This window comes from Anoxybacillus gonensis (assembly GCF_001187595.1).
Classification (GTDB): Bacteria; Bacillota; Bacilli; order Bacillales; family Anoxybacillaceae; genus Anoxybacillus; species Anoxybacillus gonensis.
The window spans coordinates 2,036,546-2,062,364 of the sequence record NZ_CP012152.1; the positions used below are offsets into that span (position 1 = coordinate 2,036,546).

Annotated in this window: 25 protein-coding genes and 1 other annotated feature; of the genes, 4 read left to right on the forward strand and 21 right to left on the reverse strand. The window is 42.5% G+C overall.

Going from position 1 to position 25,819, the window contains the following annotated elements:
• Nucleotides 1–40: 40 nt before the first annotated feature.
• The 3 genes from aspS to AFK25_RS10735 all read right to left on the reverse strand — a co-directional run bounded on the left by aspS (nt 41) and on the right by AFK25_RS10735 (nt 4,697).
• Entirely contained in the window at nt 41–1,819 is a 1,779-nt protein-coding gene (gene aspS / locus AFK25_RS10725; protein WP_035067172.1) for an aspartate--tRNA ligase, read from the reverse strand.
• A gap of 11 nt (nt 1,820–1,830) precedes the next feature.
• Nucleotides 1,831–3,102, reverse strand: a complete 1,272-nt coding sequence (gene hisS, locus AFK25_RS10730) for a histidine--tRNA ligase (RefSeq protein WP_035067176.1) — start codon at nt 3,100–3,102, stop codon at nt 1,831–1,833.
• A gap of 52 nt (nt 3,103–3,154) precedes the next feature.
• Nucleotides 3,155–3,384 (reverse strand) — a binding site (T-box leader).
• Nucleotides 3,385–3,437: 53 nt separating this feature from the next.
• Nucleotides 3,438–4,697 carry an N-acetylmuramoyl-L-alanine amidase family protein gene (locus tag AFK25_RS10735; protein ID WP_035067178.1) on the reverse strand — a complete coding sequence of 420 codons (1,260 nt, stop codon included), beginning with the start codon at nt 4,695–4,697 and terminating at the stop codon, nt 3,438–3,440.
• A gap of 132 nt (nt 4,698–4,829) precedes the next feature.
• On the opposite strand from AFK25_RS10735, the gene AFK25_RS15130 reads away from it, so the two are divergent.
• Nucleotides 4,830–5,003, forward strand: a complete 174-nt coding sequence (locus tag AFK25_RS15130) for a hypothetical protein (RefSeq protein WP_009361696.1) — start codon at nt 4,830–4,832, stop codon at nt 5,001–5,003.
• 34 nt (nt 5,004–5,037) lie between these two features.
• Here AFK25_RS15130 and dtd read toward each other — a convergent pair whose 3' ends face one another.
• The 7 genes from dtd to AFK25_RS10775 all read right to left on the reverse strand — a co-directional run bounded on the left by dtd (nt 5,038) and on the right by AFK25_RS10775 (nt 14,279).
• Nucleotides 5,038–5,478 (reverse strand): D-aminoacyl-tRNA deacylase, encoded by a 441-nt coding sequence (gene dtd, locus AFK25_RS10745; protein WP_009361697.1) that lies wholly within the window; start codon nt 5,476–5,478, stop codon nt 5,038–5,040.
• 14 nt (nt 5,479–5,492) lie between these two features.
• Nucleotides 5,493–7,691, reverse strand: coding sequence for a RelA/SpoT family protein (locus AFK25_RS10750; RefSeq protein ID WP_035067181.1), 2,199 nt, complete (start codon nt 7,689–7,691; stop codon nt 5,493–5,495).
• 104 nt (nt 7,692–7,795) lie between these two features.
• Nucleotides 7,796–8,308: an adenine phosphoribosyltransferase gene (locus AFK25_RS10755; protein ID WP_009361699.1), complete on the reverse strand. Its 513-nt coding sequence runs from the start codon at nt 8,306–8,308 to the stop codon at nt 7,796–7,798.
• Nucleotides 8,274–10,634, reverse strand: a complete 2,361-nt coding sequence (gene recJ / locus AFK25_RS10760) for a single-stranded-DNA-specific exonuclease RecJ (protein WP_035067184.1) — start codon at nt 10,632–10,634, stop codon at nt 8,274–8,276. Before recJ ends, AFK25_RS10755 begins: the two co-directional genes overlap by 35 nt.
• Nucleotides 10,635–10,687: 53 nt before the next feature.
• Nucleotides 10,688–11,581, reverse strand: coding sequence for a cation diffusion facilitator family transporter (locus tag AFK25_RS10765; RefSeq protein ID WP_009361701.1), 894 nt, complete (start codon nt 11,579–11,581; stop codon nt 10,688–10,690).
• Nucleotides 11,582–11,664: 83 nt separating this feature from the next.
• Entirely contained in the window at nt 11,665–13,911 is a 2,247-nt protein-coding gene (gene secDF / locus AFK25_RS10770; RefSeq protein ID WP_009361702.1) for a protein translocase subunit SecDF, read from the reverse strand.
• A gap of 95 nt (nt 13,912–14,006) precedes the next feature.
• A complete protein-coding gene (locus AFK25_RS10775) occupies nt 14,007–14,279 on the reverse strand; it encodes a post-transcriptional regulator (RefSeq protein WP_035067187.1) in 273 nt (90 codons plus the stop codon).
• 91 nt (nt 14,280–14,370) lie between these two features.
• Between AFK25_RS10775 and spoVB the strand changes: the two genes are divergently transcribed.
• Nucleotides 14,371–15,894 carry a stage V sporulation protein B gene (gene spoVB, locus AFK25_RS10780; RefSeq protein WP_035067190.1) on the forward strand — a complete coding sequence of 508 codons (1,524 nt, stop codon included), beginning with the start codon at nt 14,371–14,373 and terminating at the stop codon, nt 15,892–15,894.
• Here the strand turns inward: spoVB and AFK25_RS10785 are convergent, their stop codons facing one another.
• On the reverse strand, nt 15,895–16,548 hold the full coding sequence (locus AFK25_RS10785; RefSeq protein WP_420806292.1) for a DUF421 domain-containing protein: 654 nt from the start codon (nt 16,546–16,548) through the stop codon (nt 15,895–15,897).
• Between the two features lie 84 nt (nt 16,549–16,632).
• Between AFK25_RS10785 and AFK25_RS10790 the strand changes: the two genes are divergently transcribed.
• Nucleotides 16,633–17,007, forward strand: coding sequence for a TIGR04086 family membrane protein (locus AFK25_RS10790; protein ID WP_026011522.1), 375 nt, complete (start codon nt 16,633–16,635; stop codon nt 17,005–17,007).
• A 24-nt stretch (nt 17,008–17,031) separates the two neighbouring features.
• Here AFK25_RS10790 and yajC read toward each other — a convergent pair whose 3' ends face one another.
• The 10 genes from yajC to nadE all read right to left on the reverse strand — a co-directional run bounded on the left by yajC (nt 17,032) and on the right by nadE (nt 24,301).
• On the reverse strand, nt 17,032–17,295 hold the full coding sequence (gene yajC / locus AFK25_RS10795; RefSeq protein ID WP_035067193.1) for a preprotein translocase subunit YajC: 264 nt from the start codon (nt 17,293–17,295) through the stop codon (nt 17,032–17,034).
• A gap of 14 nt (nt 17,296–17,309) precedes the next feature.
• Nucleotides 17,310–18,449: a tRNA guanosine(34) transglycosylase Tgt gene (gene tgt / locus AFK25_RS10800; protein ID WP_009361708.1), complete on the reverse strand. Its 1,140-nt coding sequence runs from the start codon at nt 18,447–18,449 to the stop codon at nt 17,310–17,312.
• Between the two features lie 20 nt (nt 18,450–18,469).
• Nucleotides 18,470–19,501 (reverse strand): tRNA preQ1(34) S-adenosylmethionine ribosyltransferase-isomerase QueA, encoded by a 1,032-nt coding sequence (gene queA, locus AFK25_RS10805; protein ID WP_035067194.1) that lies wholly within the window; start codon nt 19,499–19,501, stop codon nt 18,470–18,472.
• A gap of 24 nt (nt 19,502–19,525) precedes the next feature.
• The gene (locus AFK25_RS10810; RefSeq protein ID WP_081957759.1) at nt 19,526–19,732 is read right to left on the reverse strand and encodes a DUF2905 domain-containing protein; all 207 of its coding nucleotides are present in this window, start codon (nt 19,730–19,732) and stop codon (nt 19,526–19,528) included.
• A complete protein-coding gene (ruvB, locus tag AFK25_RS10815; RefSeq protein ID WP_021093895.1) occupies nt 19,729–20,727 on the reverse strand; it encodes a Holliday junction branch migration DNA helicase RuvB in 999 nt (332 codons plus the stop codon). Before ruvB ends, AFK25_RS10810 begins: the two co-directional genes overlap by 4 nt.
• Before the next feature lie 13 nt (nt 20,728–20,740).
• A complete protein-coding gene (ruvA, locus tag AFK25_RS10820; RefSeq protein ID WP_009361712.1) occupies nt 20,741–21,334 on the reverse strand; it encodes a Holliday junction branch migration protein RuvA in 594 nt (197 codons plus the stop codon).
• A gap of 109 nt (nt 21,335–21,443) precedes the next feature.
• The gene (locus AFK25_RS10825; protein ID WP_035067197.1) at nt 21,444–21,899 is read right to left on the reverse strand and encodes an intercompartmental signaling factor BofC; all 456 of its coding nucleotides are present in this window, start codon (nt 21,897–21,899) and stop codon (nt 21,444–21,446) included.
• Between the two features lie 64 nt (nt 21,900–21,963).
• Nucleotides 21,964–22,701 (reverse strand): YebC/PmpR family DNA-binding transcriptional regulator, encoded by a 738-nt coding sequence (locus AFK25_RS10830; RefSeq protein ID WP_035067200.1) that lies wholly within the window; start codon nt 22,699–22,701, stop codon nt 21,964–21,966.
• 84 nt (nt 22,702–22,785) lie between these two features.
• Nucleotides 22,786–23,481, reverse strand: coding sequence for a YhcN/YlaJ family sporulation lipoprotein (locus tag AFK25_RS10835; protein ID WP_009361715.1), 696 nt, complete (start codon nt 23,479–23,481; stop codon nt 22,786–22,788).
• A gap of 79 nt (nt 23,482–23,560) precedes the next feature.
• On the reverse strand, nt 23,561–24,301 hold the full coding sequence (nadE, locus tag AFK25_RS10840; RefSeq protein ID WP_009361716.1) for an NAD(+) synthase: 741 nt from the start codon (nt 24,299–24,301) through the stop codon (nt 23,561–23,563).
• A gap of 178 nt (nt 24,302–24,479) precedes the next feature.
• On the opposite strand from nadE, the gene AFK25_RS10845 reads away from it, so the two are divergent.
• Nucleotides 24,480–25,808, forward strand: coding sequence for an IS3 family transposase (locus AFK25_RS10845; RefSeq protein ID WP_035067880.1), 1,329 nt, complete (start codon nt 24,480–24,482; stop codon nt 25,806–25,808).
• Nucleotides 25,809–25,819: the final 11 nt, after the last annotated feature.

Below are 25,819 nucleotides of genomic sequence, written 5' to 3' on the forward strand. Positions count from 1 at the left end.
TATGTTAGCACACTTTGCATGCATTTGCAACGTTACAAATTTAGTCTACTTTTTGAACGTCCTTCACGAGCAAATGCAATTCGTCTAATTGCGCTTCGCTTACTGCGCTCGGCGCTTCTGTTAACAAGCAGCTTGCGCTTGCTGTTTTCGGAAAGGCAATCGTATCGCGTAAGTTGGAACGGCCCGCAAGCAACATAACAAGTCGGTCTAATCCGAGCGCGATACCGCCATGCGGAGGAGTGCCGTATTCAAACGCCTCAAGCAAAAATCCAAATTGTTCGCGTGCTTGTTCTTCAGTAAAGCCAAGCGCTTTAAACATTTTTTCTTGTATGTCGCGTTCAAAAATACGAAGCGATCCTCCACCTAACTCATACCCGTTTAACACAAGATCGTATGCTTGTGCACGCACGCTTGCTGGATCTGTTTCAAATTTTGGCACATCTTCGCGCACAGGCATTGTAAACGGATGGTGCGCTGCATAATAACGTCCTTCTTCTTCATCGTATTCAAAAAGCGGCCAGTCTGTAATCCATAAGAAATGGAACGATGATTCGTCAATTAATTTTAAATCTTTTCCTAATTTTAAACGCAACGCGCCAAGCGAATCGGCAACGACGGATTTTTTATCCGCTACAAATAACAACAAATCGCCGACTTCCGCTTCAAGCGTTTGCATCATTTGTTTTTGCTCATCTTCGTTAAAAAACTTCGCAATTGGCCCTTTTAGTCCATCGTTTTCGACTTTCAACCATGCTAATCCTTTTGCCCCGTAGCGAGCCACATATTCCGTTAACGCATCAATATCTTTGCGCGAATATTTATCCGCCGCCCCTTTCACGTTGATCGCTTTCACTTGTCCACCGTTTTGCACTGCGCTAGCGAACACTTTAAAGCCACAATTTTTCACTTGCTCAGATAAATCGACAAGCTCAAGCCCAAAACGCGTGTCTGGCTTGTCCGAACCGAAGCGTGCGATCGCTTCGTCATATGACATGCGCGGGAATGGAATATGGATGTCAATCCCTTTTGCCATTTTCATGACGCGTGCCATCATCCGTTCAACCATCGCTAAAATATCGTCTTGACTCATAAACGACGTTTCAATATCGACTTGTGTAAATTCCGGTTGGCGATCGGCACGTAAATCTTCATCGCGGAAACAACGAGCGATTTGATAATACCGTTCAAAACCGGCGACCATTAATAATTGTTTAAAAATTTGAGGTGATTGTGGCAACGCATAAAATTCTCCAGGATGCACGCGGCTCGGCACTAAATAATCGCGCGCCCCTTCTGGCGTGCTCTTCGTTAAAATTGGCGTTTCTACTTCTAAAAAGCCTTCTTCATCTAAAAAGTCGCGAATGGCTTTCGTCACTTGATGACGCAATTGAAACGTTTGAAACATCACAGGGCGACGTAAATCTAAATAACGATATTTTAACCGAACATCTTCAGATACGTCCGTTTTATCAGAAATCGGAAACGGCGGTGTTTTCGCTTCACTTAAAATCGTTACGTGCGTCGCATGCACTTCGACTGTTCCTGTCGGTAAATTCGGATTGACTTGTCCTTCTTCGCGTTGAACGACTTTTCCTTCTACGTCTAACACGTACTCGCTACGAATCGTTTCCGCTACTTGTAACGCTTCTTTCGATACATCTGGACTAAATACAATTTGAACGATACCTGTTCGATCGCGCAAATCAATAAAAATAAGTCCCCCTAAATCACGACGTTTTTGAACCCATCCTTTTAAACGAACCGTTTGCCCAATCGCTTGATCCGTTACTTCTCCACAATAATGCGTCCTTCCAAACATGATTTCCCCTCCTATTGCAATACGTTTTTCATATGTGAAATAAATGTATGAAGCGATACTTCTTGCTGTTCTCCTGTCGCCATATGTTTAACGTTAATGACGCCTTTTTCGAGTTCATCTTCACCTAAAATAGCAACGTATGTCGCCTGTAAACGATCAGCTGCTTTCAGCTGTGCTTTTACTTTTCGATCTTGATAATCTTTTTCTGCCGCGATGCCTTCTTGACGAAGGGCAGCAACGAGAGCAACCGCCTCTTCTTTCGCTTGTTCTCCTAACGCAACAACGTAACAGTCGATTCCTTCAGAAATTGGTAGCGAAATACTTTCTGCTTCTAATGCTGCAAGCAAGCGCTCAATGCTTAAAGCAAATCCGATACCTGGCGTTTCAGGTCCGCCAATTTCTTGAACGAGGCCGTTATAACGTCCGCCTCCGCATAATGTCGTAATCGCGCCAAATCCTTCTGCCTCACTCATAATTTCAAACGCCGTATGATTGTAATAATCTAAACCGCGCACAAGCCGCGGATCGACTTCAAACGCGATACCGAGCTTTTGTAAATACATTTGAACTTTTTCAAAATATGTGCGCGACTGTTCATTTAAGTAATCAAGAATAGACGGAGCCGTGCGCATCAACTCGTGATCACGATCTTTTTTACAGTCTAAAATGCGCATCGGGTTTTTATGTAATCGCGCTTGGCAATCATCGCAAAATTCGTGAATGCGATGTTGGAAATGATCGATCAGCGCTTGTCTATGCGCCTTTCTACTTTCAATATCCCCTAAACTATTGATGACAAGTTTCAACTTTTTCAATCCGAGCGTGCGATATATATCCATCGCTAAAGCAATGACTTCGGCATCAATCGCTGGATCGTTGCTTCCGAGCGCTTCGACACCAAATTGAACAAACTGGCGAAAACGCCCTGCTTGCGGACGTTCATAGCGGAACATCGGACCCATGTAATAAAGTTTTACCGGCTGATTTGGATATCCGTACATTTTATTTTCAACAAATGAACGGACGACCGCTGCTGTTCCTTCTGGACGAAGCGTTAAACTACGACCGCCACGATCTTCAAATGTATACATTTCTTTTTGAACAATGTCGGTCGTATCGCCGACACCGCGTAAAAATAGTTCCGTATGTTCAAAAATAGGGGTGCGAATTTCTTGGTAATTGTAACGACGACAAAGCTCGCGCGCCATTTGTTCAATATACTGCCATTTCGCTGCTTGTTCTGGCAATATATCTTGCGTCCCGCGCGGAATTTGAAATGACATATATTTCCCTCCTTTAGTTTTTGTGCAAATAAAAATCTCCCACCCCTAATAAATTAGGGACGAGAGACGAATTCCCGTGGTGCCACCCTAGTTGAAGCGCATGCTTCCACTTTTATCCGATAACGCCCGGAAAGCGTTCTCTCCTACTAACGATCGCGCGTTCAAAGAGAAACCTACGGAGTGTTCGTTCGTTAAGTCATCATGGAGAAATGCTTCCAGCCTACGGCATTTCCTCTCTGGCCATGTGTACTCTTAACTACTTTTCTCCATCATCGGCGAGATGTTGAATTTTCTTTTTATATTACGTACGAACAAACCATTTGTCAAGATGACCGTTATTTTCCGAAGTAGCGGACTAATCCGTTACAAATCGCTTCTGTCGCCGCTTGTTGATACGTTGGTGACACAATGAACGTCTCTTCGTTCGGATTGCTTAAATAGCCGAGCTCAAGCAACACAGAAGGACGACTATTTTCACGCAACACATGGTAGTTTCCGACACGAACCCCTCGTTGCTGAATGCCTGTTAATTGGCTGAGCGGGTTAAAAAGCGCATCTGCAAGCGAACGGTCGATTGGCTTATAGTAATATATCGTTAAACCGCTGGCGGTACGGTTTAACGCGCTATCGTAATGAATGCTAACAAACGCATCTGCTTTATTTTTTCCCGCTATTTGCACTCGCTCACTTAACGATAAAAACCGATCATTTTCACGCGTTAAAATGACGTGAGCGCCCATTTGTTTTAGTTTTTCACTTAACAACAATGCGGTTTGCAACGTTAACATTTTTTCGATCGTTCCGTTTACACCTGTTGTACCGTAATCTTTGCCGCCATGACCGGCATCAATGACAATCGTTTTTCCTACGATCGTTTGAGGTTCGGAAGGGGATGGTTGTTTGCTTACTTGAACGACCCATTCTGCTACATATCCAATTGTTTGCGCATCAACTTGAATAACATACCATTGCCCTTCTTTACGAATGATCGAAAACTGATCGCCTCGCTTCGCTTTCATAATAACAGGCGATTGCGTAGAGGGAGCAGAGCGAATGTTTGTATTGTCGTATAACATTTGGACATATGTAGGTTGTTCATTATTTTGTTCACTTTGCTCGACATTGGCGACATATGATTGATGCACCCAACCTTCTTTTCCATCCCAACGCACGTACATCCATTCACCTTGGGCGATCGTTGCCATCCCTTTCTCATTTCGATTCACATACCCAATGACCGCAAAATTTGTCCCCGGGCCTTTGCGAAGGCGCAAACCATCCACTTGACAGACGACAAATTGTTGAATTTGTTTTTTCGTTTCAGTTGTCTCTTTTTGAATTTGAACATATTGCCCATGCACCCAGCCGGTTCGATTCGAAGCAAGTCGAATTTGTAGCCATTCCCCTCGCTTTTGGACGACTGGATATTGCTTTCCTTTTGCGACTTTTTCTTGTACGGTAAACGTTAATCCCGGACCTGTTCGTACGTTTAATCGGTCAACAACGATGCGCACGTTCATTGCTGCTGATGCTGTTTGAACGATCAGCAACAAACAACAACAAATGAACAATGACGCGATAAACGTTTTTTTCATGCTGTCCATCCTCCTATGTTGTCAATAGTCGCTACCTTATTTCTTCGTCAATAAAAAAAAATCCTTCTTTGAATGAAAAGATAGAAAAATTGGGAATAATACGAACGACTTCGACACGAAAGGAGGTTTGTTATGCGCCATAGCGAAAAAGGAGAGTTTATCCATTCACAATCCCCGCTTATGCACGTTGATTTTCACTCATTTATTCAAAAAGAAAACGAGCTCACATCGTTTGAACTCGCTTCTGAATTTGGACTCACTCTTCGTGACGTACAAAAACTGAAAAAACATTTAGCACGAGGATAAAAAAACCGAGCTCGTCCATATGCGAGCGCGGTTTTTATTTGCTTTCCACGATAAGCGTCACCGGTCCGACGTTCGTTAACGTCACATCCATCATCGCCCCGAATACGCCTGTTTCTACGCGAATCCCTTTTTGACGTAGTTGTTCATTCAACGCTTCATACATCTGTTTCGCATGTTCCGGTTTTGCCGCATCCATAAAGTTCGGTCTTCTCCCTTTCCGACAGTCCCCGTACAGCGTAAATTGTGAAATAGATAAAATCGATCCTCCAACATCTAAGAGCGACACGTTCATTTTCCCATGCTCATCTTCAAATATGCGCAAATGAGCAATTTTGTCTGCAACAAAGGCCGCATCTTCCTCTGTATCATCATGAGTAATGCCAACTAGCAACACAAGCCCAAAATCAATTTCTCCAACGACTTCGCCCGCTACGGTCACTTTTGCATCTTTTGCACGCTGAACGACAACTCTCATTCCGACAACCCTTTCTAGTTCATAATCCGTCTTACTGAATAAATATCTGGAATTTGTTTAATACGCTCAACAACTTTTTGTAAATGGCTTACGTTATGAATAAAAATCGTCATATGAATCGTCGCCATTTTATTTCGATGATCTGTTCTTCCAGATACAGCCGAAATATTCGTTTTCGTTTCATTTACAGCTTGTAATACTTCATTAAGCAAGCCGCGCCGATCGTAACCAGTAATTTCGATATCGACTGTATATTCTCGTTGACAATTTGCACTGCTCTCCCATTGAACAGGAATAAGCCGCTCTTTTGCTTCTTCCGCAAGTACGTTCGGGCAATTGGCACGATGTACGGAAACGCCACGCCCTTTTGTAATAAAACCGATAATTTCATCGCCCGGAACCGGATTGCAACAGCGCGACAAACGAATGAGTAAATTGTCCACCCCTTCGACGCATACGCCAAAATCGCGCTTTTTCATCGGTGCAATCGTTTTTGCTTCTTGTAGCATGTCCGACAGGCGTTTCGCTTGCTCTTCTAAGTCGCGTTGTTTGCGCCACTTTTCTGTTAAACGGTGCGCCACTTGCGCAGCGGTAATGCCGTTATAGCCAACAGCGGCATACATGTCTTCTTCGCTGGCAAAATTAAATTTTTCCGCAACACGTTTCGTATTTTCTGCAGTAAGCACTTCTTTTACATCAAAGCCCATGTTGCGAATTTCTTTTTCAACGAGCTCTTTTCCTTTTTCAACATTTTCTTCGCGGCGTTGTTTTTTGAAAAATTGTCGAATTTTATTTTTTGCATGCGACGTTTGCGCAATTTTTAACCAGTCTTGACTCGGACCATATGAATGGTTAGACGTTAAAATTTCAACAATATCTCCCGTTTGAAGCGGATGATCGAGCGGCACCATTTTTCCGTTTACTTTTGCACCGATCGTTTTGTTTCCGATTTCTGAATGAATGCGATATGCAAAATCAATTGGCACCGAACCGGCTGGAAGTTCAATAACGTCCCCTTTTGGTGTAAAAACGAACACCATGTCAGAAAATAAATCCATCTTTAACGTCTCTACAAATTCTTCCGCGTTGTTCGTTTCATTTTGCCATTCGACAATTTCACGAAACCATGATAGTTTTTCTTCAAACGTATTTGGGCGAATCGTCTTTCCTTCTTTGTATGCCCAATGAGCAGCAATTCCAAATTCAGCGATATGATGCATGTCAAACGTCCGAATTTGCACTTCAAGCGGCTCGCCTTTTGGGCCGACAACCGTCGTATGAAGCGATTGATACATATTCGGCTTCGGCATGGCAATATAATCTTTAAAGCGCCCAGGCATCGGCTTCCAACATGTATGGATAATGCCAAGAACCGCATAACAGTCTTTAATGCTTTCAACGATAATGCGCACAGCAAGCAAATCGTAAATTTCGTTAAACTGTTTATTTTGCAAAACCATTTTTCGATAAATGCTATAAATATGTTTCGGACGTCCAGAAATTTCAGCTTGAATGCCCACTTCGTTTAACCGTTCGCGCATTTCTCGAATCACTTCTTCTAAATATTGCTCACGTTCTGCACGCTTCTTTTTCATTAAGTTGACAATTCGATAATATTGTTGCGGATTTAAATATCGAAGCGCTGTATCTTCGAGCTCCCATTTAATTTTTGAAATTCCGAGACGATGCGCAAGCGGTGCGAAAATTTCAAGCGTCTCATTCGCGATGCGACGTTGTTTTTCTAACGGCAAATGTTTTAACGTGCGCATATTGTGCAAGCGGTCTGCTAACTTAATTAAAATGACTCGTATATCTTGCGCCATTGCTAAAAACATTTTTCGATGGTTTTCCGCTTGCTGTTCTTCATGTGATTTATATTTAATTTTTCCAAGCTTCGTCACGCCATCAACGAGCATCGCTACTTCTTTGCCAAACTCTTTTTCTAAATCTTCCTTCGTCACAGGTGTATCTTCCACAACATCATGTAAAAATCCCGCCGCAATCGTTGCAGGATCCATTTCTAAATCGACTAAAATACCCGCCACTTGAATCGGATGAATAATGTACGGTTCTCCAGATTTCCGATATTGCTCGCGATGCGCTTCTTTCGCAAACTCATATGCTCGTTCGATAAACTGTACGTCGTTTTCCGACAAATAACGGCTCGCCTTTTCAATGACTTGTTCCGCCGTTAATACTTGTTCATTTGCCATGCAATCACCTTTTATTTTAAACGTATTGACAATATTATCATGAAAAATTTTTTAAATGTAAAGAGCAACGATGCGAAAAAGAGGAGCGTTTTGCCCCTCCTTTCTTAAAATTGCATTAACGTTAAAATATCGTATCCTTTTAACTTCTCGCGACCTTCTAAGTACGTTAATTCAATTAAAAATGCGATACCTGCGACAACGCCGCCAAGTTGTTCAACGAGCTTAATCGTCGCTTCAATCGTTCCACCTGTCGCTAATAAATCGTCTGTAATGAGAACGCGTTGCCCTGGCTTAATCGCATCTTTATGCATCGTTAATACGTCCTTGCCGTACTCTAAGCCATATTCCACACGAATGACTTCGCGAGGCAATTTCCCTTCTTTCCGAACAGGAACAAACCCGACACCAAGCGCGTAAGCAACTGGGCAGCCGATAATAAATCCACGTGCTTCTGGGCCAACGACGACATCAATTTTCTTTTCACGTGCGTAATGAACAATTTGATCTGTCGCGTATTTATATACTTCCCCTTTATCCATAATCGTTGTAATATCTTTAAATTGAATACCTGGTTTTGGAAAATCAGGAACAATCGTGACGTATTGTTTTAAATCCATTGACTTTTTCCTCCTCATACAATGAATCAAACCAACGTTTCAGTTGGGAATAAGATGAATATAAAAACATATGTTCAAGCTCTGCCTGCGCTTGTTTCAAACGATAAGACGGCGATTCCGTTAAATCCCGCTTTTGTACATCACGAGCTAAAGAAACGATCCCGTTTTCGACTGTAATGAAACCAAGCTCTCTGAACACTTGAATCATAAACAAAATCGTTTCTTTCGTCCATCCGCGCGAGCGAGCTAAATCGTCAGCGTAACGCCGCACATCAAACGGGCTACGCTTATGCAAAAAGGAATATAGCCACTTAAAATGTTCACGCGTTGGCAACACGCTAAAGAAGTGACTCTCCCTTTGATAGAATAACGCATAAATGCGTTCAGGTAAACTACAACTTAATAAAACTTTAACGATTTGCTGTGATGGCGGTAAATCAAGAAGAACGACATATTTTCCAGTCACATCAACTGTCGCTGCTTGTTCGTTTTGCACATAGACAATTTCATTCGCGTATGCCGACAATTGCAACGCATCTGCTGTGTCAGGATGAAAAGCAATAAATAATCGCTTTTCTTTCGGAAGCGATGCAATGAACTTGCTTGGATGACGAATATGACGAACATCAAACAATTGCCACTCATTCACAGCTATATCTTGAATCATTAATTGCGGTTTACGAAAGTTATTCCATTCGTTAATGGATAACTCACCTACGACCGAAAGATGGGCGTTCGGTGCAATTTCATCGCCAATATGTCCAAAACCAAATCCGATCGCCTCTAACGTCTTTCCATCTTCAACTAACAACAATTTCAAGTGGTTTTGGTCTGTTCCAATTTTTCGTAACGTATCAAGCTGCACATGTTCGAGAAGCACACGCGGTTTCGGATTGCCCATCCCAAACGGTGCAAGCCGATTCATTTGCTCAATTAATTCGATGGAAACGTCCGAGATGGAACAGCATACATCGACATGCGTAACAGGCACGAAATGTTCAGGAGTTAGCTGTTGCATCGCTGCCTCGTTTAGACGGTGACGTAATTCATCTACATCATGTAAAGAAAGCGTCATCCCTGCAGCCATCGGATGCCCACCAAAATGAGGTAAAATGTCGCGGCAGTTTGACAAATTGGCAAATAAATCAAATCCCTCAATGCTGCGCGCTGATCCTTTCGCGATTCCCTTTTCTTGATCAATACTTAAAACGATCGTCGGACGGTAAAATCGTTCCACTAATCGCGAAGCAACAATGCCAATGACGCCAACATTCCATCCTTCTTTCGCTACAACTAACACACGGTCGTCCGCATAATGTTGTTCAACGAGTTGAATCGCTTCTTCTGTTATGTCGTTTACGAGTTGTTGACGCTCGCGATTCATCATATCAATTTGTTCAGCGAGCATGTCCGCTTCATGCGCATCCGTCGTCAACAATAACTGCACAGCAGGATCAGCACAATCGAGACGTCCGGCCGCATTAATGCGTGGACCGATCATAAACGCAATCGTATCTTCTGTCACCGCCGTATGAGATACGCCACATTGTTTACAAAGCGCCTGTAAGCCGAGACGGTTCGTTTGTCGAAATTGTTCAATGCCTAACCGAGCAAGTAAATGGTTTTCATCTTGAAGTGGAACGAGATCAGCAATCGTTCCAATTGCGACGACGTCCAGCCATTCATACGGCACGCGCCCGATAAGCGCATGAGCGAGTTTAAATGCTACACCGACGCCGGCTAAATGTTTAAACGGATAATTTGGACTAATTTTCGGATGGATCGTCGCATACGCTTCAGGCAGCACAGGACCTGGTTCGTGATGATCGGTAATAATTAAATCGATGCCAAGCTGTTTTGCTACGGTTGCTTCATGCAAAGCGGAAATGCCTGTATCGACTGTAATAATTAGTGAAACACCTTGTTCTTTCGCAAGCCGAAATGCTTGTTCGTTCGGACCGTATCCTTCTAAAAAGCGGTTTGGAATGTAGAAGGATACATTCGCTCCTTTTTCTCGTAACGCACTCACCATCACGACTGTACTACTTACTCCGTCGGCATCATAATCGCCAAAAACGAGAATATGTTCACCTTTTGTAATCGCTTTCTCTATTCGCTCAACCGCTTTTTCCATATCGTTTAACAAAAATGGCGAGTGAAACGATTGCTTTTGCTCAAAAAAAGAACGAGCGGCTTCAACGGTATCGTAGCCGCGGCTGACGAGCAATGTAGCAACGAGCGGAGCTATATGTAACGCTTGCGCAATCATTTGCACTTGTTGTTCGTTTACTTGTTTCATGTTCCAGCGGGTTTTCGATGCTAACATGTCATTCACCCCTCAACCTTTTTATTATACAAAACAATAGGCTAAGGGGCAATTTATTGTTCATCGTATGGATTAATATGCACCATCACATTATGCACTTGCGGAAACGACAATAACTTTTCTTTCACTTTTTTTCCGATATCATGCGCCTCTAAAACCGTTAAATGTGGTGACACAGCAATTTTTAAATCGACAACAACATAATGTCCATGTTGACGAGCATAAAGTGAGTCAATGCGTTTCACTTCGGAAAATGACAAAACCGCTTCGCGCAAGTTCACTGTCTCTTCTTCATGCCATACGTGATCAAGCGCATGATGAATCGATTCCGCCCCTAACTTCCACGCCATTTTTAAGACGAGAAGTGAAACAAACAATCCAGCAACAGGGTCAGCGTAAATAAGCCAATCGATGTTCGTTTTTTGTCCAACGATCGCTGCGACGATACCGATGAGAGCTGCAAGCGATGAAAAAACGTCTGAACGATGTTCATACGCATTCACGATAATGGCATCGCTTTTAATTTTTTTCCCTAACGCATACTTGTAACGAAACATCGCTTCTTTCACAACGATCGATAAAATAACAGCATATACAGCTATCATTTTGGGCGGTTCAATCGGATGAAAAAATGAAGAAAAAGAAGATGTTCCAATTTCGATTCCGACGAGAAAAAGCAAAACTGCGACAATAATGGCAGCAATCGATTCCGCTTTCCCGTGTCCATACGGATGATCGTCATCCGGCGGCTGTTTCGCCGCACGCAATCCAATCCATACGGCAAATGATCCTGCCACGTCAGAAGCAGAATGTACCGCATCGGCAATAAGTGCCTTACTGTTTGCGATCATTCCGATCCACCCTTTTATCCCTGCTAAAACAATGTTGCCGACAACACCAACCATGGCAGCAAATTGAGCTTGTCGAAAGCGTGTTTGTTCATTCACCCCATTCGCTTCCTTTCTCTTTTGTTTTTTTTAGTGTATCCTATTCACTTCATGAAAAAACGTCGCGGCATGCGCCACGACGTTTATACTTCTGGTTCTGCTTCCCACTGTTCGCGTTTTTGCTTTCCTTTTTTCAATTGTTTCGATTTCCAAATGAGCCATAATTGTGCTGCGATAAAGAGCGAAGAATATGTGCCGGAAATTAAGCCAGCAAGCAACGCAAATGAGAAATTGCGAATCGCTTCACTACCGAACAATAAAAGTGCGACAACAGTAAACACAACGGTTAATACCGTATTTACAGAGCGACCAAATGTTTGTTGTAATGCTTTGTTGACGACATCTTTTAAATCATCGACCGTTTTTACTGTCCGCTTTTTCATTAAATAACGAATGCGGTCAAACGTGACGATTGTATCATTAATCGAATAACCGACGATTGTTAATACAGCAGCAATAAACGTTAAGTCGACTTCTAAGCGCGTCAAACTAAAGAAAGCGATAATGAAAAACGCATCGTGTAATAGCGCCACAATAGCGGCAATCGCCATATACATTTCAAAGCGAACGGTGACGTAAATAATGATCCCGATTGACGCAATGAGTACAGAAATAAACGCATTGCGCGCTAGCTCTTTTCCGACCGTTGGCGATACCGTGCTTACGTTTGGTTCAATGCCATATTTTTCTTTAAAATGCGACTTCAACTGTGAAATTTCTTTTTGGTCAAGTACGCCGAGAAAACGTACAATCGCCATCTCGTTGTTATTGCCTGATAAGACGACATCTTTCGGCTTAAGACGTAATTCATTTAATTCTTGCTTCACTTCTTCTGTTGTGAGCGGCTTTTCACTCATTAAATCCACGCGCGTTCCGCTTGAAAAATCAATGCCTAAATTTAATTTAGCGGTCAGCAGTAACGCGAGTCCAATAACAACCATCGCTCCAGAAATAGTGAAAAATAGCTTGCTTCGTTTAACAAAATCGAGACGTGCAAACTTTGTTGGAACGTCTGTATCATCTGTTACTTTCGCAATATCTAATATATCTTTCGGATTGACGCCAAAATAATGCGGTTTTTTATCGAATAAGCGACTTTTCACAAGCAAACCGAGCAAAAGACGCGTACCATATACCGCTGTAATAAAACTCGCTAAAATGCTAATGATGAGCATCGTTGCAAATCCTTTAACAGAGCTCGTCCCGTATACAAACAAGACAACGCCAGCAATGATCGTTGTAATATTCGCATCTAAAATCGTGCCAAAAGAACCGCGATTTCCGATACGGTACGCTGACATAAGCGATTTTCCGAGCTTTAACTCATCTTTTATTCGCTCGTATGTAATAATATTTGCGTCAACTGCCATCCCAACCCCAAGAATGAGTGCAGCAATTCCCGGTAGCGTTAGCACGCCGTTCATCCAATCAAAGACGAGCAAAATAAGGTAAATATATACGCTTAATGTAACGACTGCAACAATCCCAGGCAAGCGATAAAAAACGAGCATAAATAAAAAGACGAGCGCAATTCCAATGATTCCAGCAAAAATCGTTTTTTGCAGTGCTTGTTCTCCAAACTGTGCACCTACCGATGTGGAATAAATTTCTTTTAATTCCACAGGGAGCGCTCCCGCATTCAACAAGTCGGCTAATTGTTTCGCTTCTTCAACGGTAAAGTTTCCAACGATAGAAACGTCCGTCTGATTGAACACTTCATTGACTTGAGCTGCCGAAATAAATTTTGGATGCTCTTTTCCTACTTCTTTCGCGTATGAGTCAACACCTTCTTCAAAATCAAGCCAAATGACGAGCACATTATTTGGTGCCATGCTCAACACTTTTTGTGTCACTTCTTTAAACTTGTTCGCATCTTTTAATTGAATCGCAACGCTTGGCTTTCCTTTATCATCAAACGTTTGTTTTGCGCCTCCTTCAACGAGGTCGCTTCCATCCATCAATACGTTATCATGTACGTCGCGAAACGTTAATTTCGCCTCTGTAGATAAAATTTCGCGCGCTTTATTTTGATCTTTTACCCCTGCTAGCTGAACGCGAATGCGATCATTTCCTTCTACATCAATGCGCGGTTCGCTTACACCAAGCACGTTAATGCGTTTATTTAATGCGCTTACCGTGCTAAGCAATACATCTTTTGTAATTTTTTCTCCTTCTTTTGTCGGCTTCACTTCGTATAAAATTTCAAAACCACCTTGCAAGTCTAAGCCGAGTTTAATATTTTTGACAATTTTCTCTGCTGTCGTTCCCATCATGCCGCCTAGTAAAACGACAAGAAGGAAAAAAGCAATGATGCGACTACGTTTTACCATAAAAATCCTCCTCTATTCTGGCTGCTGCCAGAATTTTTACCAACAAAACAAATTATGAATGACAGTACACTTTCTGTCAATTTCCAAACGAACAATTAAAACAATTGTTCTAACTCCGAAAGCCCTTCTTCCGTAAACCATCGATCGTGCTTTTGTTCCTTTGTGACAATATACGCCATATAGTCACTTGCCCGCAATGATAAGACGTCGTTCACGAGCTCAAATAACCGCTTTTCTTCTTTGTTTTTTTTCCATTTTTTCATCATTAAACAATTCCATACGTCTTCAATCGTCGCTTGTTCATAACCGAGCAACTTCAACTCATCTACTTTACTTTGTAACGCTGGCATTAATTGTTCGCGATCCATATTCGTCTCCCCCATTTTGTCATGCTTGGCCAACATGTGCATATATTTCATTGTATAAAAGATGACCTCATTTGAGAAGGTAGGGAGGAACATGTCCAAATTTTTGAAAGGGACGATGATTTTAATTGTTGCTGGATTGTTGACGCGCATACTCGGCTTTATTAATCGTATCGTCGTTGCTCGTCTCATCGGTGAAGAAGGGGTAGGTTTATATATGATGGCTGTGCCGACGCTCGTATTAGCGATTACAATTACGCAGTTCGGCCTCCCTGTCGCCATCTCAAAGCTCGTCGCTGAAGCGGAAGCGGTAGGCGATAAAAGAAAAGTGAAAAAAATATTAGTCGTATCTTTGTCTATTACTACGATTTTAAGTTTCATCTTTTTCCCAGCTTTATTAGCCATTGCACCGATTCTTTCTAAAACGTTATTTACGGATGCGCGCGTATATTATCCGCTTGTTGCGATTGCGCCAGTCGTTCCAATTGTCGCTCTGTCTTCCGTTTTACGTGGTTATTTTCAAGGGAGACAACAAATGAAACCGTATGCGTATTCTCAATTGCTTGAACAGGCGGTACGCATTACGCTCATCGCTGCTTTTACAACCGCTTTTTTACCGTATGGTATCGAATATGCCGCAGCGGGAGCGATGATTTCTGCCGTCGTTGGCGAGTTTGTATCTCTTATTTATTTGTTTATTACGTTTAAACAAAAAAAGCCGATTCGCATTCGCTACCGTTTTTTTGCATACGTCAAACAAGGGAAAGATACGTTTATTTCGCTGATGCGCATCGCCGTTCCAACTCTCGGAAGCCGGATGATTGGATCGATCGCATGGTTTTTTGAACCAATCGTCGTCGCACAAAGTTTAGCGCTCGCTGGCATTACGGCAACCCATGCGACAAAACAATATGGGGAGCTGACTGGATACGCACTGCCCCTTTTAATGCTTCCATCGTTTATTACATACGCGCTCGCCACTTCGCTCGTCCCAGCAATTAGCGAAGCCGCCGCCCAAAAGCAGCATCGTTTAATTGAATATCGGTTACATCAAGCTGTACGGTTATCGCTTTTCGCTGGGGGATTGTCCATTGTCGTGTTGTACGTATTAGCAGAAGAAATGATGTATTTGATGTATGGAGCTAATCAAGCAGCAATCTTTGTTAAAGTTATGGCGCCGTTTTTTATCTTTTACTACTTGCAAGGGCCGTTGCAAGCTGTATTGCAAGCGCTTGATCTAGCAAAAGAAGCGATGACAAATAGCCTAATCGGTGCCGTCGTAAAAACAGCACTTATTTTTTGGCTCGCTTCACAACCGTCGCTCGGCATTATGGGAGCGGCGCTAGCCATTACGGTCGGCATCATGATTGTCACGTTATTACACGCCGCTACAATCGTTAAAGCGATTTCGCTTACTTTATATGTGAAACAATATGTCGCTCATTTCGTCGTTATCGTTTCCGTTGCAGCAATTGGCCATATGCTCGTTCCGATTTTGCCGTTTTCCTTGCTTGTGAAAACGATTGTTGTCATCGTCATCATGACGTTCATCTATCTCGTTCTCGCGCAGTCGTTTCGCTTAATTGAAAAAGATGAATTTCGCCAATTGTTTCGTTAATCATTCATCTTTTTCATCAATATAGAACGTTCCATTTTCATATGTACAATAAGAAATATTTTCAATTCGTTCATATCCGCGCTTTTTTAGTTGCTTGATTAACCATGTGGGCGTTTGATCGATCAATGTTAAATGCTCTTCTTGAATGACACCGTCTTTAATAAGAGGCAAGGCTAAAGACGGTGTTTTCTTTTTTCCTTTTTCTTTTTCAAATACAGACAGTTTGCCAGACGGCTCTAAAATGGCAAATTCAACGTCCGCAATGTTTTTAATATTTTTTTCACGCAATTGAATAAGCAAATCATCAAAATTGTATCGTTGTTTCCGCATCGCCTTTTCATCAATTTTCCCATTGTTAATAATAACGGTCGGCGACCCATCAACGAGACGTCGAAACGTTTCGCTTTTTAAAGAAAAAAAGGCAAAGGCAATTTGGGCGATCGTTAGCACAATCATCGGAACGAGCGTATGGAAAATCGGATCTTCCGGTTGCTCAATCGCAATAACTGCCATTTCCCCAATCATAATAAAAACAACTAAGTCTAAAATGCTTAACTCTCCAATTTCCCTTTTCCCCATCATGCGAAAAATAAATAAAATAACTCCGTACAACAGTAACGTTCGCAAAATAATTGTAACGTACTCCACCTTTATTCCCCCTCGTTTGTTCTACGTTTTTATTCTAAACAAATGGACGATGGAATATGTTTGTACTAAATGTAGTAAGGAGGGATAAGGATGATTCGCGCCATTTTGCATGGGGTCATAACAATTTTTATAAGCGCCATCATATGCAGTTTTATATTTGCCCTTTTATTGAAGTTGACAAGTTATGATGAAACGTCATTGCAATGGGTCATGCACGGTTTTGCATTTTTATCATTATTTTTCGGTGGGTTTATTGCAGGGGGAAAAGGGAAAGAGCGCGGTTGGATGCTTGGTGGGGCAACGGGGATTATCTTTACAACACTCATTTTTTTATTTCAATTTCTCGGAATGGACCGAACGTTTTCGATTGAACAGTGGGGATACCACGTTGGTTTTCTCATTACTGCCATGATCGGTGGAATGATTGGTGTCAATGTTGCCACATCTCGTTCACGAAGCGCATAAAAATAAGACAGGCAGCAACCTGTCTTATTTTTCATTCACGACTTCACGAACGGCCGCACGGTCGTATGTAAGGCGCGAACCGTCACCCGTGCGAATGACGACCGTATTTTCATCAAGTGAATCAATAATGCCGTGCAATCCGCCAATCGTAATGACTTTATCTCCTTTTTGCAAGTTCGCCTGCATTTGTTGAACAGCTTTTTGACGTTTTTGTTGCGGGCGAATAAGCAAAAAGTAAAAAATCGCAAAGAATAAAATAAGCGGTAGTAAACTTGCTAACGTTTCCATCTTTTCACCCCTTTCTAAAAGTTTTTTGCATCCGGCGCATAAAAGCCGTATTGTTCAAAAAACTGCTCGCGGAAATCACCAAGACGATCTTCGCGAATGGCTTGTCGAACTTGCTCCATTAATTTTATCAAAAAGTAGACGTTATGGTAAGATGTTAGGCGAATACCAAACGTTTCATCGCATTTAATTAAATGGCGAATGTACGCGCGCGTGTAATTTCGGCACGTATAACAGTCACAGTTCGGATCAAGCGGTGAAAAATCGCGCGCATATTTTGCATTTTTAATGACAACGCGACCTTGGCTTGTCATCACCGTTCCGTTGCGACCGATGCGCGTCGGCAATACACAGTCAAACATGTCAATGCCACGAATCGCTCCGTCAATGAGCGAGTCTGGTGAACCGACACCCATTAAATAACGCGGTTTATTCGCTGGCAATAACGGCGTTGTAAATTCTAATACGCGATTCATCACTTCTTTCGGCTCGCCAACAGACAAGCCGCCGACTGCATATCCTGGAAAATCGAGCGACACTAAATCTTGCGCACTTTGTTTGCGCAAATCTTCAAACTCTCCGCCTTGCACGATGCCAAATAAGCCTTGCTCATTTGGTCGCTGATGTGCTTTTAAGCATCGCTCTGCCCATCGGCTTGTCCGCTCGACAGATTGCTTCATATACTCATACGTCGCAGGATATGGTGGACATTCATCAAACGCCATCATAATATCAGACCCGAGCGCATTTTGAATTTCCATCGCTTTTTCTGGCGATAAAAATAATTTATCTCCATTTAAATGGTTTCGGAAATATACGCCTTCTTCTTCAATACGACGAAATTCGCTTAAACTAAACACTTGGAATCCGCCAGAATCCGTTAAAATGCCGCGATCCCAATTCATAAATGAATGAAGGCCACCCGCTTCTTTGACGATGTCATGTCCTGGACGGAGCCATAAATGATATGTGTTGCTTAAAATGACGCCCGCTCCCATTTCTTTTAATTCTTCAGGCGAAAGCGTCTTTACTGTCGCAAGTGTACCGACAGGCATAAACATTGGTGTTTCAAAAGACCCGTGCGGCGTATGAAGAATACCGAGACGCGCCCCCGTTTGTTTACATGTTTTAATGAGTTCGTAACGAATTGGTGTCACGTATAGTCCCCTTTCTCCACTTATATAATAAGCATGGCATCGCCGAAGCTAAAAAATCGGTAACGCTCTTTGACTGCTTCTTCATAAGCGCGCAATACATTCTCCCGACCAGCTAGCGCGCTCACGAGCATAATGAGCGTGGACTTTGGCAAATGGAAATTTGTAATCATTCCATCAATGGCGCGAAACGTATAGCCAGGATAAATAAAAATATCTGTCCAACCGCTTTCAGCGACAAATGTGCCATCGTGACGAGATGCGATCGTCTCAAGCGTGCGTGTCGATGTCGTCCCGACAGCAATAATGCGCCCTCCTTTTGCTTTGACATCGTTTAGCAAGTTCGCTGTTTCCTCTGTCATTTGATAAAACTCGGCATGCATATCATGTTCTTCAATATGTTCTACGTTCACAGGGCGAAACGTACCTAAACCGACATGCAACGTAATAAAGGCAAGATGCACTCCTTTTTTTTGCACATCCTCAAGAAGTTGTTGTGTAAAATGTAACCCAGCTGTCGGTGCAGCGGCTGAGCCAGCTTCGCGGGCATAGACGGTTTGATATCGTTCTCGGTCATCGAGCTGTGCTTTAATGTATGGAGGAAGCGGCATCTCCCCAAGCGACTCAAGCACTTCAAGAAAAATGCCATCATATGAAAACGAAAGAATGCGCCCACCGTGCTCTAGCTCAGCTACACATTCTGCGCGTAAACGCCCATCACCGAATGAAATCGTCGTTCCTATTTTCACGCGTTTAGCAGGCTTAACAAGCGTTTCCCATCGATCGCCATCAAGCTGTTTTAATAAAAGTACTTCAATGTGCGCCCCCGTCCCTTCTTTCTCCCCATACAATCGGGCTGGCAGTACGCGCGTATCGTTTAAAACGAGGCAGTCCCCTTCTTTCAAGTACGATAAAATGGAACGAAACGTTGGTTCATGAGTCACTTCCCCTGTTTGCTTATGAAGTACCATTAAGCGTGATGCTTCTCGATTAGGCAATGGGGTTTGCGCAATGAGCTCTTCTGGTAAATAAAAATCAAATAAATCTACTTTCATGTCCACATCCCTTTCTTTATTTCATTAACGAAAACGACCAATCATATAAAAAATAAGCGATAAAACGACACTTAAAATGATTGACGTCATAATCGGAAAATAAAAAGTGGCATTTTCTTTTTTAATAACAATATCTCCCGGTAAACGACCAAGTTTAATAAATTGCATCAAAAAACCGACAACGATAAGAACGACACCAAGAAGCATAATTGTTTTTGGCACATTCATCATCGCGGCACCTCCAAACCGAAATGGTTGTACGCAAGCGGGGTAACGATTCGTCCGCGCGGTGTTCGCTGTAAAAAGCCGATTTGCAACAAATACGGTTCATATACATCTTCAATCGTTTGCGCTTCTTCACCGATCGTTGCAGCAATCGTCTCTAATCCAACTGGTCCACCACGGAATTTTTCCATCATGCTTTTTAATAGTTTATGATCTAGATGATCTAACCCTAAACGGTCGACTTGTAATTGTTCTAGCGCTTCATTCGCTAAAATAAACGTAATCGTCCCATTCCCGCGCACTTGAGCAAAATCGCGCACGCGGCGCAACAATCGGTTGGCGATGCGCGGTGTGCCACGCGAACGACGCGCAATTTCAAACGCTGCTTCTTCTTCGATTTCGACAGCAAAAATGTGGGCGGTTCGCTTCACAATATGAGCGAGCTCTTCAGGGGTATAATATTCTAAACGGCTTAATACACCGAAACGGTCGCGAAGCGGGGCAGAGAGTGCTCCGGATCTTGTTGTTGCTCCTACGAGCGTAAATGGCGGCAAATCGAGGCGGACAGAACGTGCAGCCGGTCCTTTGCCGATGACGATATCTAAACAAAAGTCTTCCATTGCCGGATACAACACTTCTTCCACTGCTCGTGGCAAGCGATGTATTTCATCAATGAATAGGACATCACCCGGTTCTAGCGTTGTTAAAATTGCTGCCAAATCCCCCGGACGTTCAATCGCTGGTCCAGCTGTCGTGCGCAATTGAACCCCCATCTCGTTGGCGATAATAGCAGCAAGCGTCGTTTTTCCAAGCCCCGGTGGCCCATACAACAATACGTGATCAAGCGTCTCCCCACGCATTTTCGCCGCTTCAATAAATACAGTTAAGTTTTCCTTTACTTTTTGTTGCCCGATATATTCTCGCAACTGCTTTGGGCGAAGACTGTATTCAAGCGAGGCATCGTCGTAATCGGCCGCGCTTGAAATGAGACGCTCCTCCATCATACATCCTCCCTCATTTCAATAGTTTTTGTAAAGCGAGCTTAATATATCCTTCTGTCGATAATCGCTCTTGTTTTAATATAGGCACGACTTTTTGAATTTCTTTTTCAGCATAGCCGAGCGCCTTTAACGCTTCAAGTGCTTCAGAAAGCGCGTTCGTTTCTTCCATCGGCTCAGTAAATAAATTCGGAAAAGCGTCTGGGACAACAGCTTGCAATTTTCCTTTTAAATCTAAAATCATTTGTCGTGCTGTTTTCTTTCCTACTCCTGGAAACTTACATAAAAACTTATCATCCTCCGCTTCGATCGCTTCAACAAGCTGTTCCAATTGACCAGCAGCTAAAATAGCTAGCGCTCCTTTTGGTCCGATGCCTGACACTTGTAATAATTTAGCAAATAACGCTCGCTCTTGGCGCGTATGAAATCCATAAAGGGCGAGGACATCTTCTCGTACGTATTGATATGTATATACAACGATTTGCTTTTGTTTATTCATTTGAAATGAAAACGGATTTGGGGTAAAAATTTGATACCCTACTCCGTTATGTTCAACGACGATATATTCCGGACAAACGTAATCAACATAGCCACGAATAAATTCAATCAAAACCCCGTCCTCCTTTTCTCACGCCTCTCATTTTAGCATAAGATGAGAAAAGCGGAAAGCGCAAGGCATAGGGAAACGATATGAAAAAAGCCCGCTGTTATGCGCGGACTTATTTTCCAAACGGTTCATACGCTTCGATGACGCGTTCATAATTTCTTTTCGAACGAACGGAAATGCCTTTTTTCAGTTTTTCTCGTTCATGGCTTTCAAGTTTTTTTACATCAATTTGAAAAAATGATTGAATGACGCGAGATGATTCGCCCGGTTTTCCTTCAAAAATAGAGAGTGTGCCATCTTCAGTAAGACCGAAATACCCTGCTTTCGTTAATGGCGAAAGGTCATCAACGTAACGTTGGAAAACAATTTGTTCGTCATCCATATTGATGAGCTGCCAATCTTTATATTTGTTCCAAATGTCTTTCATCGACGTTACGGTTTCTTCACTTATTTCCTCACTAACTTCCCCATCCATATATACCGTTTCTAAAATGACTGTCATCTGTACAGGAGATGCGTGTTGTGTTAAAAATAAACTCATCCATAGTGTAAGGATTATATTCATCATTCTCACCTCATTCATATATTGACCATTTTTCCTAAAAATAAACGGTCTTGCCATCGCAAGACCGTTATTCTAACATAGATTCATCTAAATTATGGTAAATCTCTTGTACATCGTCATCATCTTCAAGCATATCAATAAGCTTTAACATTTTCGTTAAATCGTCGCCGGTTAATGTCGTGTACGTTTGCGGAATCATCGTTATTTCAGCTGTCACAAACGTAAATCCTTGCGCAGCTAACGTATTTTTTACTTGTTCAAACTGTTCAGGAGACGTGTAAATTTCAAACGAATCTTCCGTCGTCTCCATTTCATCCGCCCCTGCTTCGATTGCTTGTAACAACATGTCATCTTCATCGATGTTTAAATCTTCACGGGCGATGACAATGAGCCCTTTCCGATCAAATAAATACGACACGCATCCCGTTTCTCCTAAGTTTCCACCGTTTTTCGAAAACGCGACACGAACATTTGAGGCAGTACGGTTTTTATTATCTGTTAAACAAATGACCATGACCGCTACGCCACCTGGTCCATATCCTTCGTAACGAATTTCTTCGTAATGTGTATGTTCTTGGTTACCTGTTGCCTTTTTAATTGCACGTTCAATATTTTCATTCGGCATGTTCGCTGATTTTGCTTTTTCAATCGCAAGTCGCAACGTAGCGTTTGTCGTTGGATCTCCTCCACCCATTTTTGCCGCCACGTAAATTTCTTTCGCAAGCTTCATAAACAATTTTCCACGTTTCGCATCTTGTGCATTTTTGCGCCGCTGAATATTTTTCCACTTGGAATGTCCTGCCATTTGGATCCCCTCTCATATGTGAAAAATGTCCATAAAAACTATAACAAAAATAAATGAAAAAGAACAGGGGTGAGCCCCTGTTCTTTAGCCGCGATTCATAAACGGACGTTCAATCATATCGCCCATATCGTTAAATATGTCGCGAATATCACGCTCTAGTTGATCCATCGGACCACCATCACGAATATCGTTATCGAGCGTGCGGATGCGGTTATACATGCTTTCATTGGCCACTACACGAACTGTTTTTCCCGCTGTATACGGAGCGATGGCTTGCCGAACGAGACGCTCTATGCGCGTTGTATTTTTCTCTGTCGTCGATATAGCAACAACGACACGATCTCCTGAGACAACGGCACGTGCATCTTTTACGTTCGCAACGTTCGCTGCACGTTTCGCAATTTTTTCAGCTAACGCCCCGTTATAGTTGCGGTAATACGATGGGCGTGTTCGTTCATCCATCGCATTTAAATGTCCATGATAGTTGCGATCAGCACGACTAAAATTGCGATCGACTTGCGGTGTTCGCGTTGTTCGATCCATGCCGCGATCAAGCATTTCTGTAATCGGTCCGTCGTTATCCCGCACTGGACGAACGTTTCCGTTTAAACGCTCTGTTCCGTAACGACCGTATTGAAAACCGGTCATATCATTTTCATTTGAGTAATATCCGATCGGACGTGTACGATCGGTATAACGTGTATCAAACGCTTGGTTATTACAAGCTGCCAATCCACTGAGCGCAATGACTGCACCGAGAGCGATCATTCGTTTCCGCAAAGGAAAAACCCCCTTTTTGCTTTTGTAGACGATGCGCCTACATCATTAGCTTGATGCAAAAAAAGGGGTTTTATTGCTGTTAAAATTTTGGCGGAGCGATCGCTAACTGCCGTTTATGGTGTGAACGTTCATGAAGCCGCTCAATAATTTCGCGGTCGCGTTCTGGAATCGGCTCGCCTTTTAAATATTTGTCAATCATATCATACGTTGTACCCATTTCATTTTCGTCTGTTTGTCCTTCCCAAAGACCAGCGCTTGGCGCTTTTGTAATAATTTCTTCAGGTACACCGAGAATGCGTGCCATTTCGCGCACTTCGCCTTTCGTAAAATGAACGAGCGGCACTAAATCGACGCCACCATCACCGTATTTAGTAAAGTAACCTGTATGCCATTCTGCCGCATTATCTGTTCCGACAACGAGATAACCGTAATTATTCGCCACAGCATACAACGTCGTCATGCGCAAACGAGCACGTGTATTTGCATCGCCAAGGCGAGCAGCTTGCTCGTTCCATTGCCCTTTTTCTTTTAATTGCTTTTCAATTTCGCCAAATAGTACGCGATGCGTTTCTGTTAAGTCAATGACATGGTAATCAATCCCACAGCTTTGGACAACTTTTAATGCATCTTCTTTATCTTTCGGATTGCTTTTACATGGCATAATTAGTCCTAACGAGTTGTTAGGAAATGCCCGCTTAATTAAATGGGCAACGACCGCAGAATCAATGCCACCACTAATACCGACGATCGCTCCATTCATTCCAGCTTCTTGTACTCGTTCACGAAGCCATGCAATTAATTTTTCAATTTTTTGTTCCATATATGTACATCCCTTTCTTTTTACATCATCATGTTCATTTTATCACACAAAAAGCAAAAAGAAAAAGAGGCGACATTATAAAATGGTACCTGTAGGTAGGACACTCGAAAAAAAGAGTGTTCAACCTACAGGTATTTTTATATACTTGAATTTCAGAATATGGGGGGTAGGGGACAATATGAGTAAAATAACTTTTTCATCTAAAGAGATAAACATACTTCAAAAAAATCCAAATGTACAACGTGTCAGCGAAAGGTCTATTACCTATACTGACGATTTTAAAAATAGATTTATAGATGAATACCAAGCTGGCAAATTCCCTCGTCAGATCTTTGAGGAAAACGGCTTTGATGTGGACGTTATCGGCATAAAACGAATTGAACAGTCAGCCCATAGATGGAAAAAAGCCTATGAAAAGAATGGCCTGATAGGGCTTACAGATTCAAGGAAAACGGCTTCTGGGAGACCCTTAAAGCGTGAGCTTACACAGTCCGAAGTGATTGAAAGGCAAAGGGCCAGAATTGAGCTGTTGGAAGGACAGGTGGAGCTGTTAAAAAAGCTAGAATTGACCGAAAGGAGGCTGCTAAACGCAAGGGAAAATCTCAATCCGAATAAAGCGTACCAATTGATACAGGAGACCATTGAACAGAATGGATTCAAGGGGATGACCAGGTATTTTTGTGACCTTCTGGATGTCTCACGGTCGGGATATTACAGCTACCTGAAGGCTTCCTCTGTCCGGGAAGCACGGGAGAAATTGGACCTTGAAGCGAAGGAAATCATCTTAAAGGCCTTTGACCGGCGGGGATATAAGAAAGGTTCACGCTCTATCAAAATGATATTGGAGAATGAGTTTGATATGATCTTCAGCCGTAAAAAGATCCAGAGGATCATGAGGACATACGGAATCGTCTGTCCTCACCGAAAGCCTAACCCTTATAAAAAGATCGCTAAAGCAACGAAGGAGCATCAGGTTGTCCCGAACAAATTAAACAGGGAATTCAAGCAGGGAATCCCCGGGAAAGTACTACTTACGGATATCACTTATCTTCCATATAACGGAAATTGTATGGCTTATTTGTCGACCGTAAAAGACGCCTCCACCAATGAAATCCTGGCTTACCATGTGTCTGATCGCATCACCTTGGACATCGCCACCCAGACGATCCATCAATTGATGAACAATAAGAAAATTACTCTCCATGAAGAGGCTTTTATCCACTCGGATCAGGGAAGCCACTATACAAGCCCACGTTACCAGAAGCTTTTAAAGGAGTATGGCCTGGGCCAGTCTATGTCACGAAGAGGCAACTGTTGGGATAATGCCCCTCAAGAATCATTCTTTGGCCACCTTAAGGATGAAGTGGATTATAAATCGGCAAGAACATTGAAGGAATTGAAGTCAAAAATTAATCATTACATGGTTTACTATAACAATTACCGCTATCAGTGGAATTTAAAAAAGATGACCCCTATTCAATATAGGAATCATCTTCTAGCTGCTTAATCTCTTTTTTT

Excerpts from the sequence above, each read along its gene's own strand:
- dtd (WP_009361697.1), bottom strand. The coding sequence starts at position 5,478 with ATGAGAGTTGTCGTTCAGCGTGCAAAAGATGCAAAAGTGACCGTAGCG.
- recJ (WP_035067184.1), bottom strand. The coding sequence starts at position 10,634 with ATGTTAGCATCGAAAACCCGCTGGAACATGAAACAAGTAAACGAACAA.
- AFK25_RS10825 (WP_035067197.1), bottom strand. The coding sequence starts at position 21,899 with ATGATGAATATAATCCTTACACTATGGATGAGTTTATTTTTAACACAA.
- nadE (WP_009361716.1), bottom strand. The coding sequence starts at position 24,301 with ATGGAACAAAAAATTGAAAAATTAATTGCATGGCTTCGTGAACGAGTA.
- yajC (WP_035067193.1), bottom strand. The coding sequence starts at position 17,295 with ATGGAAACGTTAGCAAGTTTACTACCGCTTATTTTATTCTTTGCGATT.
- AFK25_RS10755 (WP_009361699.1), bottom strand. The coding sequence starts at position 8,308 with ATGGATTTAAAACAATACGTCACGATTGTTCCTGATTTTCCAAAACCA.
- spoVB (WP_035067190.1), top strand. The coding sequence starts at position 14,371 with ATGTCCAAATTTTTGAAAGGGACGATGATTTTAATTGTTGCTGGATTG.
- AFK25_RS10750 (WP_035067181.1), bottom strand. The coding sequence starts at position 7,691 with ATGGCAAATGAACAAGTATTAACGGCGGAACAAGTCATTGAAAAGGCG.
- ruvB (WP_021093895.1), bottom strand. The coding sequence starts at position 20,727 with ATGGAGGAGCGTCTCATTTCAAGCGCGGCCGATTACGACGATGCCTCG.
- AFK25_RS10830 (WP_035067200.1), bottom strand. The coding sequence starts at position 22,701 with ATGGCAGGACATTCCAAGTGGAAAAATATTCAGCGGCGCAAAAATGCA.
- queA (WP_035067194.1), bottom strand. The coding sequence starts at position 19,501 with ATGAAAGTAGATTTATTTGATTTTTATTTACCAGAAGAGCTCATTGCG.
- aspS (WP_035067172.1), bottom strand. The coding sequence starts at position 1,819 with ATGTTTGGAAGGACGCATTATTGTGGAGAAGTAACGGATCAAGCGATT.
- AFK25_RS10845 (WP_035067880.1), top strand. The coding sequence starts at position 24,480 with ATGAGTAAAATAACTTTTTCATCTAAAGAGATAAACATACTTCAAAAA.
- AFK25_RS15130 (WP_009361696.1), top strand. The coding sequence starts at position 4,830 with ATGCGCCATAGCGAAAAAGGAGAGTTTATCCATTCACAATCCCCGCTT.
- secDF (WP_009361702.1), bottom strand. The coding sequence starts at position 13,911 with ATGGTAAAACGTAGTCGCATCATTGCTTTTTTCCTTCTTGTCGTTTTA.
- AFK25_RS10810 (WP_081957759.1), bottom strand. The coding sequence starts at position 19,732 with ATGATGAATGTGCCAAAAACAATTATGCTTCTTGGTGTCGTTCTTATC.
- AFK25_RS10735 (WP_035067178.1), bottom strand. The coding sequence starts at position 4,697 with ATGAAAAAAACGTTTATCGCGTCATTGTTCATTTGTTGTTGTTTGTTG.
- AFK25_RS10775 (WP_035067187.1), bottom strand. The coding sequence starts at position 14,279 with ATGGATCGCGAACAATTAATGCCAGCGTTACAAAGTAAAGTAGATGAG.
- AFK25_RS10790 (WP_026011522.1), top strand. The coding sequence starts at position 16,633 with ATGATTCGCGCCATTTTGCATGGGGTCATAACAATTTTTATAAGCGCC.
- hisS (WP_035067176.1), bottom strand. The coding sequence starts at position 3,102 with ATGTCATTTCAAATTCCGCGCGGGACGCAAGATATATTGCCAGAACAA.